Annotated in this window: 11 protein-coding genes; 7 read left to right on the plus strand and 4 right to left on the minus strand. The window is 36.1% G+C overall.

Features of this window, described 5'->3' with window-relative positions:
• The first annotated feature begins 670 nt into the window (after nucleotides 1–670).
• The 7 genes from mgtA to tkt all read left to right on the plus strand — a co-directional run bounded on the left by mgtA (nucleotide 671) and on the right by tkt (nucleotide 12264).
• Nucleotides 671–3379 carry a magnesium-translocating P-type ATPase gene (gene mgtA / locus A9G24_RS06070; protein ID WP_065638235.1) on the plus strand — a complete coding sequence of 903 codons (2709 nt, stop codon included), beginning with the start codon at nucleotides 671–673 and terminating at the stop codon, nucleotides 3377–3379.
• Between the two features lie 1293 nt (nucleotides 3380–4672).
• Nucleotides 4673–5377, plus strand: a complete 705-nt coding sequence (locus A9G24_RS06075; protein WP_442902754.1) for an endonuclease — start codon at nucleotides 4673–4675, stop codon at nucleotides 5375–5377.
• A 587-nt stretch (nucleotides 5378–5964) separates the two neighbouring features.
• Complete coding sequence (locus A9G24_RS06080) at nucleotides 5965–6207, plus strand: FeoA family protein (protein ID WP_065638236.1); 243 nt, start codon at nucleotides 5965–5967, stop codon at nucleotides 6205–6207.
• On the plus strand, nucleotides 6204–8528 hold the full coding sequence (feoB, locus tag A9G24_RS06085) for a Fe(2+) transporter permease subunit FeoB (protein ID WP_065638237.1): 2325 nt from the start codon (nucleotides 6204–6206) through the stop codon (nucleotides 8526–8528). Before A9G24_RS06080 ends, feoB begins: the two co-directional genes overlap by 4 nt.
• 71 nt (nucleotides 8529–8599) lie before the next feature.
• Nucleotides 8600–8842 carry a FeoC-like transcriptional regulator gene (locus tag A9G24_RS06090; protein ID WP_081303104.1) on the plus strand — a complete coding sequence of 81 codons (243 nt, stop codon included), beginning with the start codon at nucleotides 8600–8602 and terminating at the stop codon, nucleotides 8840–8842.
• Nucleotides 8843–9168: 326 nt separating this feature from the next.
• The gene (gene tal, locus A9G24_RS06095) at nucleotides 9169–10119 is read left to right on the plus strand and encodes a transaldolase (RefSeq protein ID WP_065638238.1); all 951 of its coding nucleotides are present in this window, start codon (nucleotides 9169–9171) and stop codon (nucleotides 10117–10119) included.
• 138 nt (nucleotides 10120–10257) lie between these two features.
• On the plus strand, nucleotides 10258–12264 hold the full coding sequence (gene tkt, locus A9G24_RS06100) for a transketolase (RefSeq protein WP_065638239.1): 2007 nt from the start codon (nucleotides 10258–10260) through the stop codon (nucleotides 12262–12264).
• 71 nt (nucleotides 12265–12335) lie between these two features.
• On the opposite strand, the gene A9G24_RS06105 is transcribed toward tkt, so the two are convergent.
• The 4 genes from A9G24_RS06105 to A9G24_RS06120 form a co-directional block, all read right to left on the minus strand.
• A complete protein-coding gene (locus tag A9G24_RS06105) occupies nucleotides 12336–13910 on the minus strand; it encodes a phosphoethanolamine transferase (protein WP_081303105.1) in 1575 nt (524 codons plus the stop codon).
• Between the two features lie 402 nt (nucleotides 13911–14312).
• Nucleotides 14313–15743: an MATE family efflux transporter gene (locus tag A9G24_RS06110; protein ID WP_081303106.1), complete on the minus strand. Its 1431-nt coding sequence runs from the start codon at nucleotides 15741–15743 to the stop codon at nucleotides 14313–14315.
• Nucleotides 15709–17025 (minus strand): 30S ribosomal protein S12 methylthiotransferase RimO, encoded by a 1317-nt coding sequence (rimO, locus tag A9G24_RS06115; RefSeq protein ID WP_065638241.1) that lies wholly within the window; start codon nucleotides 17023–17025, stop codon nucleotides 15709–15711. Before rimO ends, A9G24_RS06110 begins: the two co-directional genes overlap by 35 nt.
• Before the next feature lie 319 nt (nucleotides 17026–17344).
• Nucleotides 17345–18271, minus strand: coding sequence for a siderophore ABC transporter substrate-binding protein (locus A9G24_RS06120; protein ID WP_065638242.1), 927 nt, complete (start codon nucleotides 18269–18271; stop codon nucleotides 17345–17347).
• Between the last annotated feature and the right edge of the window lie 151 nt (nucleotides 18272–18422).

Genomic DNA, 18422 nt, shown 5'->3' on the forward strand with positions numbered 1-18422 from the left:
ATATTAGGTAAGTTAGGTATAAATTCGATATAAAATGAAGATAAAAACGGCGATAAATGCTGTTTTCCGACAATTATCACTCTTTTAAGGGGGTATGGGTTGACTTCTGTTTCGGAAAGGCGTATAAAATGCCCGCCTTTTGAGCTTTTCTTCCTTTTTTAGCTATTATGGAAGTTAAAAATGAGGGTGAAGGGAAGTTGAAATACAAAGTGAAGAGTTCAATTTACAGGAGAAATATGGACACTCAATCGGGTCACCCCAAAATGCGGGGAGACAATTTTAAACACATCATTATCGGTTAATGAACCTGTCTAAATCACCATTTTTTCAGTTCACAAGCCGAAATTGATAAAACGGTAATGGTGAACGATATGCATTTTTTTATACGCTATCACACAAACTCAAAACATCAATGCGCACAAAGCTTAATGTTGCGTGTTTTACATCTTTCAGAAAAACATTTAGAACCGCCGAGTTGTATCTAAATTCTTAATTAATTCTATTTGCTAATTAAATTTAATGCTCAGCACTAGCTATACAAAATAGCTTTATGGGCTAGTTTTGCTATGCACTAAAAATTTTAGCTCATCTCAAAATTTAATGACTTATCGTTATAGGATAACAATGAGTTGGCATGTTTTTGCCAAAATTATGAATATAGGTACTCATGATGACAAAAAATACATCAAAAACCAAAGCACAAAATAGTGTAGATATCAAAGCTATCAACGAAGCACAAAACAGCCTAGATAGCATTTTATCTAAATTTCAATCCAGCCTTTCAGGATTAACACAAGAAAGTGCCAAATCGAGAATTGAACAATATGGTAAAAATGAAGTCGCACGAGAAAAAGCGCCATCAGTGATAGTGCAACTATTAATGGCATTTAATAATCCATTTATATTTGTATTATTAGCATTGGCCATCGTCAGTTTTGTAACTGATTTTTGGTTGCCTTTGCAAAATGGTGAAGAAACTGATTTAACTGGGATTATTATTATCCTAACCATGGTATCGCTCAGTGGGTTATTGCGTTTTTGGCAGGAGTTTAGATCAAACAAAGCGGCCGAAGCGCTAAAATCAATGATTCGCACAACCGCAACCGTGCTAAGACGTGCACATAAAGATATGGCCCCAGAGCGCATTGAAATTCCATTAAGTGAAATTGTTCCGGGGGATATTGTTTATTTATCAGCTGGTGACATGATCCCAGCGGATATCCGATTAATCGAATCTCGTGACTTATTTGTTAGTCAAGCTGTACTCACTGGTGAATCGATTCCGGTTGAAAAATATGACACATTAGGCGCGGTAACACAAAAAAATACCGATAATATCGAAGCATCAGACATTAATAAAGATAATTTACTTGATGTTAATAACATCTGTTTTATGGGCACTAATGTTGTCAGTGGTACCGCTACTGCCATTGTAGTTGCAACGGGGGCCGATACGCATTTTGGCTCATTAGCAAAATCAATTGTTGGATCGCGTGCTGAAACCTCGTTTGATCGGGGGGTTAATAGCGTTAGCTGGTTGCTTATTCGCTTTATGCTAATCATGGTGCCAATTGTCTTTTTTATTAACGGTTTTTCAAAAAATGATTGGGGCGATGCGGCACTTTTTGCATTAGCTGTTGCGGTTGGTTTAACGCCTGAAATGTTACCAATGATCGTCAGTGCTAACCTAGCCAAAGGCGCCGTTGGTATGGCAAAACGTAAAGTTGTAGTTAAACGACTTAACGCTATCCAAAATTTTGGTGCGATGGACATTTTATGTACCGATAAAACAGGTACCTTAACGCAAGATAAAATCATTTTAGAGCATCACCTTGATATAAAGGGCCAAGTTGACTCTTCTGTTTTAGAACTCGCTTGGCTTAACAGCTATTATCAAAGTGGTATGAAAAACTTAATGGATAAAGCGATCATCCGTTTCACCGAAGAAAAGACCAACATGAAAAAAGTAGGTGTTGGCTTGTACAAAAAAATTGATGAATTACCATTTGATTTTGTACGTCGTCGTTTATCGGTGGTTGTGCAAAATGGCAGTGATAACCATCTAATGATTTGCAAAGGCGCAGTTGAAGAAATGCTATCTATTGCTAGTCATGTCTACGAAAATGGTGAATATTTACCATTAGATGAAAAACGAAAACAAGCGTTAATTGCACTCGCGCATGACTATAACAAAGAAGGTTTTAGAGTATTAGCGGTTGGTGTAAAAGATATTCCAGCTAGCGAAACAAAAACACAATACACAGTGCAAGACGAAACAGCACTTGCTATTCGCGGCTTTTTAACCTTTTTAGACCCTCCAAAAGAAAGTGCGTTCGAAGCGATTTCAGCCTTAAATGAACATGGTGTGGGTGTTAAAGTCTTAACAGGTGATAACGAAATCATCACCATCAAAGTCTGCCGAGAAGTTGGTTTAGAGCCAGGCACCCCATTACTTGGCACTGAAATTGAAAAAATGGATGATGCTGAACTCAAAATACAAATCGAACAACGCACCATTTTTGCTAAATTAACACCGCTGCAAAAATCGCGAATTATCCGATTATTGCAAGATAACGGTCATACCGTTGGTTTTTTAGGAGATGGTATAAACGATGCACCGGCACTGCGCGATGCTGATGTAGGAATTTCGGTTGATACTGCAACAGATATTGCTAAAGAATCTGCCGATATTATTCTGCTTGAAAAGAGCTTAATGGTATTGGAAGAAGGTGTAATATGCGGCCGCGAAACCTTTGGCAATATCATGAAATACTTAAACATGACCGCAAGTTCGAATTTTGGTAATATTTTTTCAGTATTAGTGGCTAGTGCGTTTCTACCATTTTTGCCTATGCTAGCGATACATTTACTTATTCAAAACTTACTGTATGATATTTCTCAACTCTCATTGCCATGGGACAAAATGGACGATGAGTTTTTACAAAAACCACGCAAATGGGATGCACTAAATATTAGACGTTTTATGATTTGGATTGGACCAACATCGTCTATTTTTGATATCACAACCTATGCACTAATGTGGTTTGTATTCAGTGCAAACAGTGTTGAAGCGCAATCGCTGTTTCATTCAGGCTGGTTTATTGAGGGGTTATTGTCACAAACATTGGTTGTGCATATGCTTAGAACACAAAAAATTCCATTTGTGCAAAGCACCGCAGCATTTCCTGTTATTGTGATGACCTTGTTAATTATGGCTGTAGGTATTTATATTCCGTTTTCTCCACTGGGTGGGTTAATTGGTTTACAACCATTACCTTGGTCATACTTTCCATGGCTTTTAGCAACCCTATTTAGCTATTGCTGTGTTGCACAATTGATGAAACGCATTTATATCAAACGCTTTGGTCAATGGTTTTAATTGACTAATAATAGCTAAGCGATATTAACATCGCTTAGCAATCTTAAAATTTATATAGTAAAAAATTATTAAAAATTAATTTATTCACCCTATAATTATAACTAAAAGGAAATAATCTATGAAAACACCACATAAAAATTTAATTATGTTAATCAAAAGCCGCAAACAAAAGAAAGCACAACAGCAATTAAAAGTAAAATGATTTGCTTTAATAATTTAAGTTAACATGCAATAAAAACCCTCAAATTATTGAGGGTTCATTTACCGCCTCACTTGCTATTTACTATTAACCGAACAAAATTATCCAGTACCAAGTTATCGTCGCCTCACACGTAAATCAGCCAATCAGAAATGGGCATTTATCTATAATAGCCAACACAATACCTATACTTGACTGGGCAAACAATGCTAGCTCATAAAATCACTAGTCGAAAAAAGGTTATCATCATAATCATTCTGAGTCGATACGGTGTAAATAATACCCTTTATTATCAAAATGTACTAAAGTAAAAACCACTAAAAAGTTATTACGCGACATATTTGATAGACGGATTAAGGCAAAGCCAATGAAATTTGCTCAAGTAAATAGGGTAAAAAGTTATGCCAGATAAAAAGAACCAATAAAACCACTTTTATTTCGACGGTTTGGCCTATTATTTTTTTACTAATTTAACAAAATATTGATTGAAATATGAGTGATAAATACGGGCATAAATTCCGAATGATATTAAGATTTGTCCGCAATCTGAAAGCCTTATCTAGAGACTTTTTTGTTATTTATCAAAATTTAATGCTTTCGAATACAAACTTAGTTTCTGAGATGTTTAAGTCTAACGTGGTTTGTTTAATCATTGCGTTATTGTTTATATTTAATTTAAAAGTTTTGCTGTTGATACCTCATTTTTATTACTCGATTTGTTAATTTTGGATCGAGTTAATACCCTATAATCGCCTTGATTTATTAAATAATAGTTGTTATATTGAAAGGCATTGATAGGCCGTCACTCTCAACTTTGAACTATTTTAGAATGCTGGGGAGCTAAACAAAAGTAGCGGTATTTTTAACTTCATGTTAATTCTTGTTAAACTTTTGTCTCAGTTAGGGGATTACTTTATCAATTATCTCATTTGATAGCTAACGTTGTAAGTTATCTTATATTAAAGGTCAATGCTTTTTATATAAAAATATTAAAATTTTTATATGTTTTGGAGTTGTTTTTAAAAGGATTTATGAAAAAGCTATTCATCGCATTATTTATCTTATCGTGCTGTAATCTTAGTTATGCTGATACCATGGGTGTTTATGTTGTAAATTCACGCGATGGTTCGGTTTCATTGGTACAAGTCGAGCAACCAATCGTTAATAGCAAGCAAAATTTTAATTGGGCAAAAAACCAGTTAGTTAAAATCTATAACGAAAACTCTGAGCAAACGGAATTTTATTGCGGATGTGAATTCAGTTTTAATAATAAAAAAGGGACTGTTGACTTCACTAAATGCGGTTACAAGCCAAGAAAAAATCAAACAAGAGCAGAACGCATTGAGTGGGAACATGTTATGCCAGCCGAAAATTTTGGACGTCACCTACAGTGCTGGCGCGATGGTGGACGTAAAGCGTGTAAAAAAGATGTTACGTTCAACTTGATGGAGGGGGATATACACAATCTACAGCCCGCTATTGGTGAAGTAAATGGTGACAGGTCTAATTATCGCTATTCGCAATTCACTAAAGAATTTAATCAATATGGAAAATGCCAATCAGCCGTTGATTTTAAAGGAAGAAAATTTCAACCGCGCGACGAGATTCGAGGAACAATAGCACGAACCTATTTTTATATGTCGAATAAATATAATATAAATTTATCAGATGCTGATTATAAGTTAATGACCGAGTGGAATAAAATGTATCCGCCTAAACAATGGGAATGCAAGCGCAATCAACAAATTAAACAAATTCAAGGTAATGATAATAAACTTATTACCTCACAATGTAACTAACCAAATTAAGCTGACTCAAGTCGATTTTTTATACAAAAATTTAAATACTTTGCTTAAACATTATCGCCATTTAGAGGTCTCAAGTCTAGCAAAGCTGCGATTCCTCAAACGCATAGAGTTGGTATACAATCCTATAAAACGTCGAAAACCGAATGTGATGACATAAAGCGCTAGTCAGGGAAAACAACTAGAGAATTTATTTTCACTTCTTGGTTTCTCATTTTGCTAACATGAATTCCGATGAATAATTAGCGTGTGTCGGGTTAAGCTTGAATCAATCTATATAAAATTTAATTAAAATCAATATTCTATTTGATCTTTTTTTATGAAAACAATAACGCTTTTAAAACAATTGAAAACCATTGTTACGATTTATCTTATAGATAAAACAGAGCAAAACCGAATGAGTTTGGTTTTGTTTTTTCTATGATTTGACTATTTTTGCGATTTTTTTACTTATTATTTGTTGTTATTGAGAATAATTCGCATTTTTACACTAAAAATAATTCTGATTATTTTTTAAGATATGTATCTTTAATTTAATACGATTACTTTTATCAATACTATTGTTATTTTTAGGAAACATAATGTCATCTCTTACCCTTAATCAGTTACCTTTAGGCCGCGAGGCGGTGATTACTCGCTTGTTACCTGAATCGTTCCCCTTTCGTCGAAAGTTGCTAGCAATGGGCATTACGCCAGGTTGTAAGGTTTTGGCTGTGCGTGTTGCGCCGCTTGGTGATCCGATTGAAATCAAAATGCGTGGATTTTCGCTTTGTTTACGTCGCAAAGAAGCGCAATCCATTGAGGTTGTGGAGGTAATTGCGTGAAGATAGCGTTAATTGGTAACCCTAATAGTGGTAAGACAACGTTATTTAATATACTAACGGGTTCAAAACAGCGAGTAGGGAACTGGCCGGGCGTGACTGTTGAACGTAAAACCGGTATGTTCACTTATCATCATACACAATATGAAGTTATCGATTTGCCTGGTACGTATTCAATTGAGCCTGATCTGCTTAGTGTTTCGCAAGATGAGCTTATTGCGCGCCAATTCGTGCTGTCCGAAAGTGAATGCGTGATTATTAATATTATTGATGCAACTAATTTGCAACGTAGTTTGTATTTAACTTGTCAGTTGATTGATTTACAAGTACCGATGATTGTTGTGTTAAATATGAGCGATGCAGTTAAAGCCATGGGCGAACAGATTAATGTTGATCTGTTGTCAACGTTGCTCGGTTGTCCTGTGGTGGCAATATCATCTCGTCAAAAAACCGGTTTGCAGGGCTTTTATCAACAAATCGAAAACATGGTAATGCATCCATATGCAGCTCAACCATCGATTGATCTGCTTGGCGATGATCAGCAAGCGGTGATTCACCATTATATTTGCGATCTGCCTGAAGATAGTGTTGTGCGCCAATTAAATCGCTGGCAATTGATAGATGCCTTATTAGATGAATCGCGCTATCACTTATCACAACGTGAAACCAAAATGTTAGCGGACTGCCGCTTGTCGCTTGCAAAGTGGTGTGATAATGAAATCGATGTGGCACTTGCTAGCGCTCGTTATGACACGATTGATGTAATTTGTAAGGAAGTCATTGAAAAACCGCGCGAGCTTAGCGGTCGCTTTTCTGAAATTCTCGATAATATTACCTTGGGGCGCATTACTGGAATCCCGTTCTTTTTGTTAGCTATGTATGCCATGTTTATGGTGGCGATTAATTTTGGTGCGGTGTTTATTGATTTTTTTGATGTGCTTTGTGGCACTATTTTTGTTAATGGCACAACCGAGCTACTTCATGCCATCAATGCTCCAAATTGGATTACAGCTATTTTAGCCAATGGTATTGGTCGTGGCATTCAAACTGTTTCAACATTTATTCCTGTTATTGGGGCGATGTTTTTTTGTTTGTCGTTTCTAGAGGATTCTGGTTATTTGGCACGTGCCGCAATGGTAATCGATCGGCTGATGCGCAGTATCGGGTTGCCGGGTAAAGCGTTTGTGCCAATGCTAGTGGGGTTTGGCTGCGGTGTGCCAGCCATTATGGGCACGCGAACGCTTGAAAGTACACGTGATCGCATTATGTCCATTTGTATGATCCCTTTTATGTCATGTGGAGCAAGGTTGCCGGTTTATGCATTATTTGCGGTGATATTCTTCCCTAAAAACTCCTCTATAGTGGTGTTTGCTTTATATTTGCTAGGCATTGCAGTGGCAATGGTGACGGGATTTGTGCTCAAATTCACTTTATTAAAAGGTTCGCTCACACCATTTATTATGGAAATGCCTGTGTATCGTATTCCGACTTTACGCAGCCTGCTTAGTTTGACTTGGCAGCGCTTAACGTCGTTTATTTTTAGAGCAGGTAAAGCCATTGTGTTGATGGTAACGGTATTAAGTGTGCTTAACTCATGGGGAAGTGATGGTTCGTTTAAGCAAGAAAGTTCACAAAACTCTATGCTTTCTGTTGTTAGTCAAAAAATCACTCCTGCATTTGCACCGATGGGGATTAAACACGATAATTGGCCAGCAACAGTTGGTATTTTTACTGGTATTTTTGCTAAAGAATCGGTAATTGCAACACTCAATTCGCTTTATTCTATCGATGATGATAACGAGCAAGACGAACCATTTAGTTTGTCACAAGGGATTTTAGAGGCGCTAGCAACCATTCCAAAAAATCTGGCAAGTTTGTCGAATGCTGTTTTAGATCCATTAGGATTTAATACTGCTTCACAAGATATGGATTCACTACAGACTGATTTAGAGGTGGATTCGACAACAATTTCACAAATTAAAAATGGGTTTAGTTCACCTTCAGCTGCGATGAGTTATTTAATTTTTATTTTACTTTATACTCCTTGCGCTGCGGCGTTGGGTGCAGTTTATCGCGAAGCTGGGTTTAAGTGGATGGTGTTTGTGGCAATTTGGACTTTTACCGTTGCGTGGCTTACGGCAACCATTTATTATCAATTTACGTTGCTTGGGCATTCGCCTGTAGCCGTTTGGTGGCTGTTTGGGTGCAGTGCATTTATTACTATAGTGGTACTGTTTATGCGTACTTTAGGGCGATATTCGTCTTTTAATCAATCAACAGCGCCAAATTCATCCCACTGTAAAAAATCATCGTGCTGCCAGTAAATAAATGGCTGGCTAATTTGTAAAATATAAATAGAGGAAAAGTATGCAGGGATCACCCTGCAACTTTGGTTATGGCTATGTTAATAACATCAATTCGTGATTATGTACAATTAAAAGGTCGTGCACCATTGCAAGATATTGCCAGACACTTTCACCTACCTGAAAGCGCAACTGAGCAGATGTTACGTTTTTGGATCAGGAAAGGGGTGATAAAGTTAATAGCGCAAGATCGACCATTGTCTTGCCAAGCTAAACAGTGCCGTTCTTGTACCAGTTGTGATTTAACCAGTCAACTTGAATATGTTTGGGCTTAATTCAATTAAATGATGATTTAGCGGATTTTTAAATCTGCAAATTTTTTTGTTAAACATTTGTCGATTTAAAGAACGATTAATGCAAATTAATCCTAATTTGATTTTGTGATTTAATTCACATAATTGAATTTATTTATACGATAAAAATAGTAAACTTGACTAATATTAATTAGTGATAAAGCCTGATTCCACCTTTTTTGTCCGCATTTTGCGGTGTTTTTTGCCGATAATAAAGATGAATCTTCAGCCAATGACAATGTCGTTTTATTATTGAATAAATGTTATTATACTTCCATTATAATAACACGCTGTATGAGGATAAAAGTATGAGTCAATTAGATGAGTTTAAAAAATTAACTGTGGTGGTAGCTGATACGGGTGATATCGATTCGATTAAGCAGTTTTCCCCCGAAGATGCAACAACGAATCCCTCTCTTGTTTTGAAAGCAGCTCAACTTCCTCAATATCGCAATTTAATTGATTCTGCAGTGCAAACCGCTAAAAAGTTAGGTGGTAGTAAAGAACAGCAGTTAGTTAATGCGTGTGATCAAGTTGCTGTAAATATTGGTGCTGAGATTTTAAAAACTGTTCCAGGGCGGATTTCGACCGAAGTCGATGCGCGTTTGTCCTTTGATAAACAAGGTTGTATTGAAAAAGCGCGTAAAATCATTGCACTTTATCAAGAAAAGGGCATTGATAAGTCTCGTATTTTAATTAAAATTGCGTCAACGTGGGAAGGCATTAAAGCGGCTGAAGTGCTCGAAAAAGAAGGTATTAACTGTAATTTAACGTTATTGTTTTCGTTCGCACAAGCGCGTGCATGTGCAGAAGTCAATGCCTTTTTAATTTCACCTTTTGTAGGGCGTATTTACGATTGGTATCAAGCTAAAAAACCGATCGATCCTTATGTGGCTGATGAAGATCCGGGCGTTGTTTCTGTGCGTAATATTTTTAATTATTATAAACAGCATGGTTATAAAACTATTGTCATGGGTGCAAGCTTCCGTAAAGTCGATCAAATCTTGGCGTTAGCAGGTTGTGATAGGTTAACTATTTCGCCTAATTTACTTGCCGAAATGCAACAATCAAATGCGCCTGTTGTGCAAAAACTCAATCCAAATCAAGCTGTGGTTGCTCGCCCTGCGCCAATGACCGAAGCTGAATTTAGATGGCAACATAATAGTGATGCTATGGCAGTTGAAAAATTAGCCGAAGGCATTCGCGCATTTGCCGTTGATCAAGGAAGATTAGAAGATATGATTGGTGCACTGCTATAATCATTTGCACATGATAGGGGAGTTAGCTCCCCATTTTTATACTAAATTTTGTTAATTTAACTAACTATTTTGCAAGTGATATCAACCTTGCAGGCATTAACAAATTTTCACTCAAAAAATTTTTTTGGAGATTATAATATGAATGCAACCACACTATCTCACCGCGATCTGGCGAATGCGATAAGGGCATTGAGCATGGATGGCGTACAGAAAGCAAAATCAGGGCACCCTGGAGCGCCTATGGGTATGGCGGATATGGCTGAAGTGCTTTGGCGTGGCTTTTTAAAACATAATCCAAACAACCCTAAATGGGCCGATCGCGATCGTTTTATTTTATCAAATGGTCATGCTTCTATGTTGATCTATAGTTTATTACATTTAACTGGTTATGACGTGACCATTGATGATCTAAAAAACTTTCGTCAGTTGCATTCAAAAACCGCAGGACACCCTGAATATGGTTATGTGCCGGGTGTTGAAACAACAACCGGACCACTAGGTCAAGGTATTGCTAATGCCGTTGGTATGGCTATTGCCGAAAGAACGTTAGCTGCACAATTTAATAAACCTGATCATACTATTGTTGATCACCATACTTATGTGTTTATGGGTGATGGTTGTATGATGGAGGGGATTTCACACGAAGTGTGTTCGTTAGCAGGTACTCTTAAATTAGGTAAACTTATTGCGTTTTATGATGATAATGGTATTTCAATCGATGGTGAAGTCGAAGGTTGGTTTACTGATGATACCGCAAAACGTTTTGAAGCTTACGGCTGGCATGTTATCCGTAGTATTGATGGTCATGATGCTAAAGCGTTAAAAGAAGCCATCGAGCAAGCGCAGGCGGTAACCGATAAACCATCATTATTAATGTGTAAAACGGTGATTGGTTTTGGATCGCCAAATAAAGCCGGTAGCCATGAAAGCCATGGTGCACCATTAGGCGATGCCGAAATTGAAGCAACACGTAAGGCTCTTGGTTGGAATTATCCTGCTTTTGAAATTCCTAAAGACTATTATGATGCTTGGGATGCCAAAGCTAAAGGTAGGCAGCTTGAAGATGAATGGAATGTTCGTTTTGATGCTTATGCTAAGGCCTATCCTGAATTAGCTCAAGAATTTAAGCGTCGTGTTAATGGTGATTTGCCAGCAAACTGGTCACAAATTGCTAATGATGTGGTAAATAAACTACAAGCAAACCCAGCAACAATTGCAACTCGTAAAGCATCACAAAATGCTATTGAAGCTTTTGCCCCTGCTTTACCTGAGTTTTTAGGCGGTTCGGCTGATTTAGCGCCAAGTAATTTAACCATGTGGTCAGGATCTAAAGAGATCTTAGCTAATGCGGATGGTAATTATATCCATTATGGTGTGCGTGAGTTCGGTATGTCCGCTATTATGAATGGTATAGCATTACATGGTGGATTTATTCCTTATGGTGCGACATTTTTAATGTTTATGGAATATGCACGTAATGCTATTCGGATGGCGGCATTAATGAAGATTCGTGCTTTATTTGTTTATACTCATGATTCAATTGGCTTAGGTGAAGATGGGCCAACGCATCAACCTGTTGAACAAATGGCAAGCTTACGTGTTACGCCAAATGTGAGTACTTGGCGACCATGCGATCAAGTCGAATCAGCTATTGCTTGGCAATATGCGATAGAGCGTAAAGACGGTCCCACAGCGTTGATTTTTTCACGACAAAATCTTAAACAGCAAGATCGCACTGCTCATCAATTAGCTGATGTGTATCGCGGTGGTTATATCTTAAATGATTGCACAGGTACACCTGAATTAATTATTATTGCGACGGGTTCAGAAGTTGAGCTTGCCGTTGAAGCTTATCAGCAATTGACTCAAGCAGGTAAAAAAGTGCGGGTGGTGTCAATGCCATCAACTGATGCGTTTGATAAACAAGATCAGGCGTATAAAGAGTCAGTATTGCCATCGTCAGTAACAGCTCGCCTTGCCATTGAAGCAGGTATTAGCGATTATTGGTATAAATATGTTGGTCTTAGTGGCAAAGTAATTGGAATGACCAGCTTTGGCGAATCAGGCCCAGCAGATCAACTGTTTAAAGAGTTTGGCTTTACTGTTGAAAATGTACTTGCGCAAGCAAATAGCTTGTTGAAATAGTTATTTATTACATTAAAAAACGCCATCAGCGAAAGTGTTGATGGTGTTTTTTTGTTTTTTTATAATGGGTATTAATTAAAAGGATTTGGATCCTTTTTTAATTTATTAAATGGAAATAGTTTATTTGTTGTCCATTTTTTTATTTTTATATTATCTTGCTCTGGTATTTCTAGTAACTCATTTTGCATATAATCATGTTTTACCTCTAATTTAATTCCCATCCAATGACTTAATAAATAAACTAGTTGGAATCCCGATATTTGTTTATTAATTTTTTGTTGAGGTGATTTATCTGAATCAAAAAAGATAAATGGAACCCGATAACTTTCTTGATAGTCTGAATTGTGTCTTAAGTCATTATATTGGTCTGTATGCGCAAGTCCATGATCGGCAAAGTAAACGAGTGAATAGTCTTGCTTGTATTTTTCTAACTTATCGATCGTTTGTGTAATAAGATCATCCGTTTCTTTGATGCTACTAACATAACATGATATGTTTTTATTATTCAGATCAAATTGTACTTCAAATTCTAATCGCTTACAAAAGTGGGGATGAGAGCCTATTAGATGCATAACAATAAGTTTTGGTTGGTTACTGTTTTTTAATAAAATATTGTCTAATTCAGGTAATAATAAGGTATCATGTTTTCCTCTTGATGATTTGCCATTATATTCCCCTTTTTTGGTATAAAACGAATGCTTTGCATAAGAGGCAATTCGTGGCACAGTAATCTCCATTTTTCCTAATCTTCCTTGATTTGAAAGCCAATAAGTTTCAAATCCTGCATCATTAGCAATACTTATAATATTATTACTTAATAGTGCATTAACTTCTTTGTCATCTGAAAAAATCGATTGGCTAATGAGGTGTGGGATTGATGCTTGAGTATTTGGGGCGGGCGCAATTAATCCATCCCAAATAACATTGGCATGGGTGCGGGTAAATGGTGTATTGTCATATTTAAAACCATAAGCACTCATATAGTCTTTCCGAACGCTTTCACCAATGATAATAACATAGGTTTTATGCTTTGGGTTAACCGACACAATTGGTATGCTATTGGATTGTTCAATCTGTTTAAGTTGTTGTTCTTTTTCGGTTAAATATAGTTTACTACTTTCATTAAACCCAATGCAGAACTCTAAAATAGGATATTTGATATTACTAAAAAAAGAATAAACTATTGAACTGAAAGTGTTTGGGCGATACTGGGCAATTATTTTTATCGGCTTATAACAACTTAATCCTAATACAAAAATAATTAAATATTGGTTGTTTATTTTTGGAAACGGAAACTTTTTAAATAAGATAATAAAAAATACCGCCAAGAATAGCGAAACAAAATAGAAATAACTAGGCAGTTGTGAACAAAACTCTGTCATTTCATCGATATCTGTTTCTGCAATAGAACTAATCACGGCAACATTGGGTGAACCATAATAAAATCCTACTGGTAAATAGAGTGCTGCTATGACAAACCATATGCCAAAAAAGATTCGGAAAAAAGTAAATCGCGCTAAAAAGATAAGAGAAAAGTAAGTTAGAAATATGCGGTCAAATCTTTGAGGGAAACCTAATAAATAAACCAACAGAATAGAAAGACAAATACACACGCCGTGCGAAAATAGATTTTCTTTTTTTATCATAACAGTAACTATATTAATAATATCAATTTTTGGATGTAAAGATTATAGATTCATTCAAATTTTTAGCAATATTTTTTATTTAATCGAATGAATAATCAGATATCTTAATTTGCGTATTAATAAATGTTAATTTAATAGAAATATCATTGGACAAGTTTATGTTTATTTTAGTGAGAAACTTGTTTGAGGGATGGATAACGACGATGAGAAAGCAAAGAAGTTCCTTTATTGGGTGGTTTGCTATCTTGGACTAATGCTCGAATTTCAGCTGGAACAGCTGATCGCCCATAATTATTGAAGAATTAACCTATTTTCATTTAACTATTGAATATTCAATAATTGATTTTTAATAAAAACGTGGTTAATCCTTCTTATTTTATTAAATATCTTATATAACTAATATTATCTTGATGCGCGTTCTAAAATAACTTCAACTGCTTGTTTTTGGATGTAGATCATCCTAGCTATTAATAGTAATGCTGCAACGGCAAGTCCTAATATGATGCCTATCCAAAATCCAGCCGCGCCAATTGGCTCTATGATTAGGTCAGTTAATCCTAGAATATAGCCAACAGGTAATCCGACTACCCAATAAGAAAGTAGCGTGATAAAAAAGATGCTTTGAGTATCTTTGTAACCTCGTAGTACATTACTTGCCACAACTTGTAAATAATCTGATGCTTGATAAATTGCCAGTAATATAATGAGCTGCATACAAATAGCCATAACGGCTGTTTCTTTGGTAAATAGCGCTACAATCGGTGCTTTAAAAATAACTAAAATTAGCGCAACAATTATCGCCATGCTAAGTGATATGGCTAAACTAATATAAGCAGTTTGTTTGGCTAAAGCTGGTTTTTTTTTGCCCAGCAAATAACCAACTCGAATACTGGTTGCAACACCAAGAGATAATGGAATAGCAAAGGTTAAGCTACTAATAGTAAATATAATTTGATGTGCAGCAACGGTTATTTGACCTAAAGGGGCAATTAATAATGCAATCACAGCAAATAGGCTCATTTCAAAAAAGTAAGCCAGTGCAAGTGGGGTGCCAAGCATGACAATTTTTTTAATTATATCAAAATCAACTAGTTTAGTGATGGGGGTTTGACGAATATCGCGTTGGCTTGCGCTAGTGAGTGTATATAAGCGTATTAATATAAACATGAGCCAAAATATGATTGTCGCAGTAATGCCACAGCCTACTCCTCCAAAAGCCGGTAAACCTAATTTTCCATAGATTAAAACGTAGTTAATTGGAATGTTGGCAAGAAGGGCAATAAATATGATCACCATTGCTGGTTTGGTGTTTGATAGACCTTCACATTGATTTCGATAGACCAAAAAGAGTAAGAAAGCAGGTACACCCCACATTATAGCGCGTAAAAATGAAACAGCCACGTTAACCATTTCAGGATCGATAGGGTGATCAGCTGAGCTTCTTAAATTAATTATTTTGTCGGAATGATATAGAAACAACATCATGAATATTGATAATATTAGCGCTATTACTACACCTTGACGAGTTTGATTAGCAACTTGATTTCGTTTAGCAGCACCATTTAAGTTTGAGATAATTGGCGTTAACACTGTTAACAAACCTTGTCCAAATAAAATCGTTGGTAACCAGATTGACACTGCAATAGCCACACCAGATAGAGCTGTTTTGCTATAATTCCCAGCCATAATGGTATCGACAAACGTGATTGCTGTTTGTGATACTTGAGCAACGAGTACAGGAACTGCTAATTTAACGAGATTTTTTATTTCGTGTTTATAATGTTGTTTCATGGTTTTATTACCGTTTAACCGTTCCCCATAAGTCGTATTCATCAGAATGTTCAATGTTAACTTGAACTATATCGCCAACGTTGACTTGATTTTCTTCGTTTAAATAAACAACGCCATCAATTTCAGGGGCATCAGCCATGCTGCGACCTATTGCGCCTTCTTCATCAACTTCATCAATAATGACAGCGAGTGTTTTGCCTATTTTGGCTTGTAATTTTTGCGTTGAGATTGTTTGCTGTAATTGCATAAAACGATCAAAACGTTCTTGTTTGAGCGTTTCTGGAATTTGGTTTGCCAGTTCATTCGCCACGGCACCTTCTACAGGGCTATATGGGAAACAGCCAACTCGATCTAATTGTGCTTGTGACAAAAAATCAAGCAGTAGTTCAAAATCCTGATCGGTTTCGCCAGGATATCCAACTATAAACGTTGAACGTAATGTAATATCTGGGCAGATTTCGCGCCATTTGTGAATACGTTCTAAGGTTCTTTCAATAGATCCGGGGCGTTTCATTGATTTTAAAATAGTTGGGCTTGCGTGTTGTAATGGCACATCTAAATAAGGCAAAATTTTACCATCGGCCATTAATGGAATTAGATTATCAACACTTGGATAAGGATACATATAATGCAATCTGACCCAAATTCCTAAATTTGCTAGTTGTTCACATAGTGTTTGGATATCCGTTTTTAATGGCATTCCATTCCAGAAATTGGTACGGTTTTTGATGTCGATACCGTAAGCCGAAGTATCTTGCGCTATGACCAATAACTCTTTAACTCCACTATCAGCTAGACGTTTAGCTTCATCTAAAACATTGCCAATTGGTCGGCTGACCATGTCTCCACGCAAAGAGGGAATAATACAGAATGTACAACGGTGATTGCAGCCCTCTGAAATTTTAAGATAAGCATAGTGTTTTGGTGTTAATTTAACGCCTTGTTGTGGAATTAAACTCGTATAAGGATCATATGCTGGTTTAGGTGCATATTTATTAACATGACTAAGGACTGCTTCATAACTATGTGGACCTGATATTTCAAGCACTTTGGGGTGTACTATTCTAATTTGATCTTCTTTGGCTCCAAGGCAGCCAGTGACAATGACTTTACCGTTTTCGTTTAGTGCTTCGCCAATTGCTTCAAGTGATTCTTGTACTGCACTGTCAATAAATCCACATGTGTTAACAATGACCAGATCAGCGTTGTCATAACTCGGTACCACTTGATACCCTTGTGTGCGTAGTTCAGTTAAAATTCGTTCAGAGTCAACTAAGTTTTTAGGACAGCCAAGGCTTACAAATCCAATTGTAGGGGGTGACATATTCATAGTATTTATAATAGTGTTTTATATTTAAAGAGGTATTGTTTGAGAATTAATAAACTATATTTGTTAATTATCATTTGCAAATCAAAATGACGTCGGCATTTTATCACATTTCATCATAGTTGATACAATGATTTTCTAATTTGAAATTTCTATTAACAATGCTTTGGATTATCTATTATTTATGACTCGGAACGTACCCCGTTTGTTTGAATAAGAAAGATTATTGGTTGAGAGCTATAGGACAATAAAATAGAGCCTTTATTTTTGATAAAGGCTTTTAAAAAAGGAAGTTAAACTTGCTAATTAAACGTTATTATTTTAATGCATTAATCACTTCGTCTATTTGACGATTTATGCTTTCTGCGCCACCACCAGATAAGTACCATAGATCAGGCGTTAAATAAACAACATGTGTTTTACTTTTGTTTAGTACTTGCTGAGAAAAATAGTGTTCAGCCATACCTTGGTTGCCGATTGCTTTACTACGATCAACAACAAAGACAATATCAGGTTTCACCGATTTAATGTAATTATCATCAACAAAAATTGGTGTTGGCTTGCCTATTGCGTTATGCGCAGGCATAACGGTGAGGGGGACCGCTCTTTTAACGTTTAGTACGTCATGAATCAGTGTCGCACTTGAGCTTGAATTGATAAGAATCATCTTTCCATCATTATGAATAACAACGATAGCCTTTTTAGCACTGGTTTGGGCTATAGCTTGGGCATCTTGAATTGTTTTATCTAATGACTGAAGAATATTATCTGCCTTGCTTTCAGTGCCTGTAATATTTGCCAGTACTTGGATATGATTTTTGGTTGATTCAACGTAATTTTTGGCATCAACACTTAAATTAATAACAGGGGCAATTTTGGATAAATCATCAGCTTTACTTGCTTGACGTCCATCAATAATGATCAAATCAGGCTTAACTTGCTTGATCTTTTCAATATTGGGGTCTTTCATATTGCCCGTATCGGTAATCGATGCGTTATTATATTGTTGCAAATATGATGGGATCACTGACAGTGGGGTGGCTGCAACTATTGAACCTTTATCTAATGCATCTAACGTATCTAATGCGCCATAGTTCATTACCACTACTTTTTTAGGATCTTTAGGAACGACCACTGTTTGGCTATCAGCAGTAATGCTCATTGTTTGTGATGATTGGCAGCCGGTTAAACTTAATGCCATCACTACAATACTACTCAAAAGTAACTTTTTTTTCTTGTTCATTTCTAATCTCTCTCATTAATGTAAATAATAATAATTATCATTCAATAAAGTGAAATTGTCTAGACCTAAATAATTTTTATAAAGATATTGATAATCATTCTCATATGGTGTAGTGTTTTATGGTATATAAACTATAAATATCATTATAAAT

It is taken from the genome of Gilliamella sp. App6-5, assembly GCF_001690525.1.
Classification (GTDB): domain Bacteria; phylum Pseudomonadota; class Gammaproteobacteria; order Enterobacterales; family Orbaceae; genus Gilliamella; species Gilliamella apicola_H.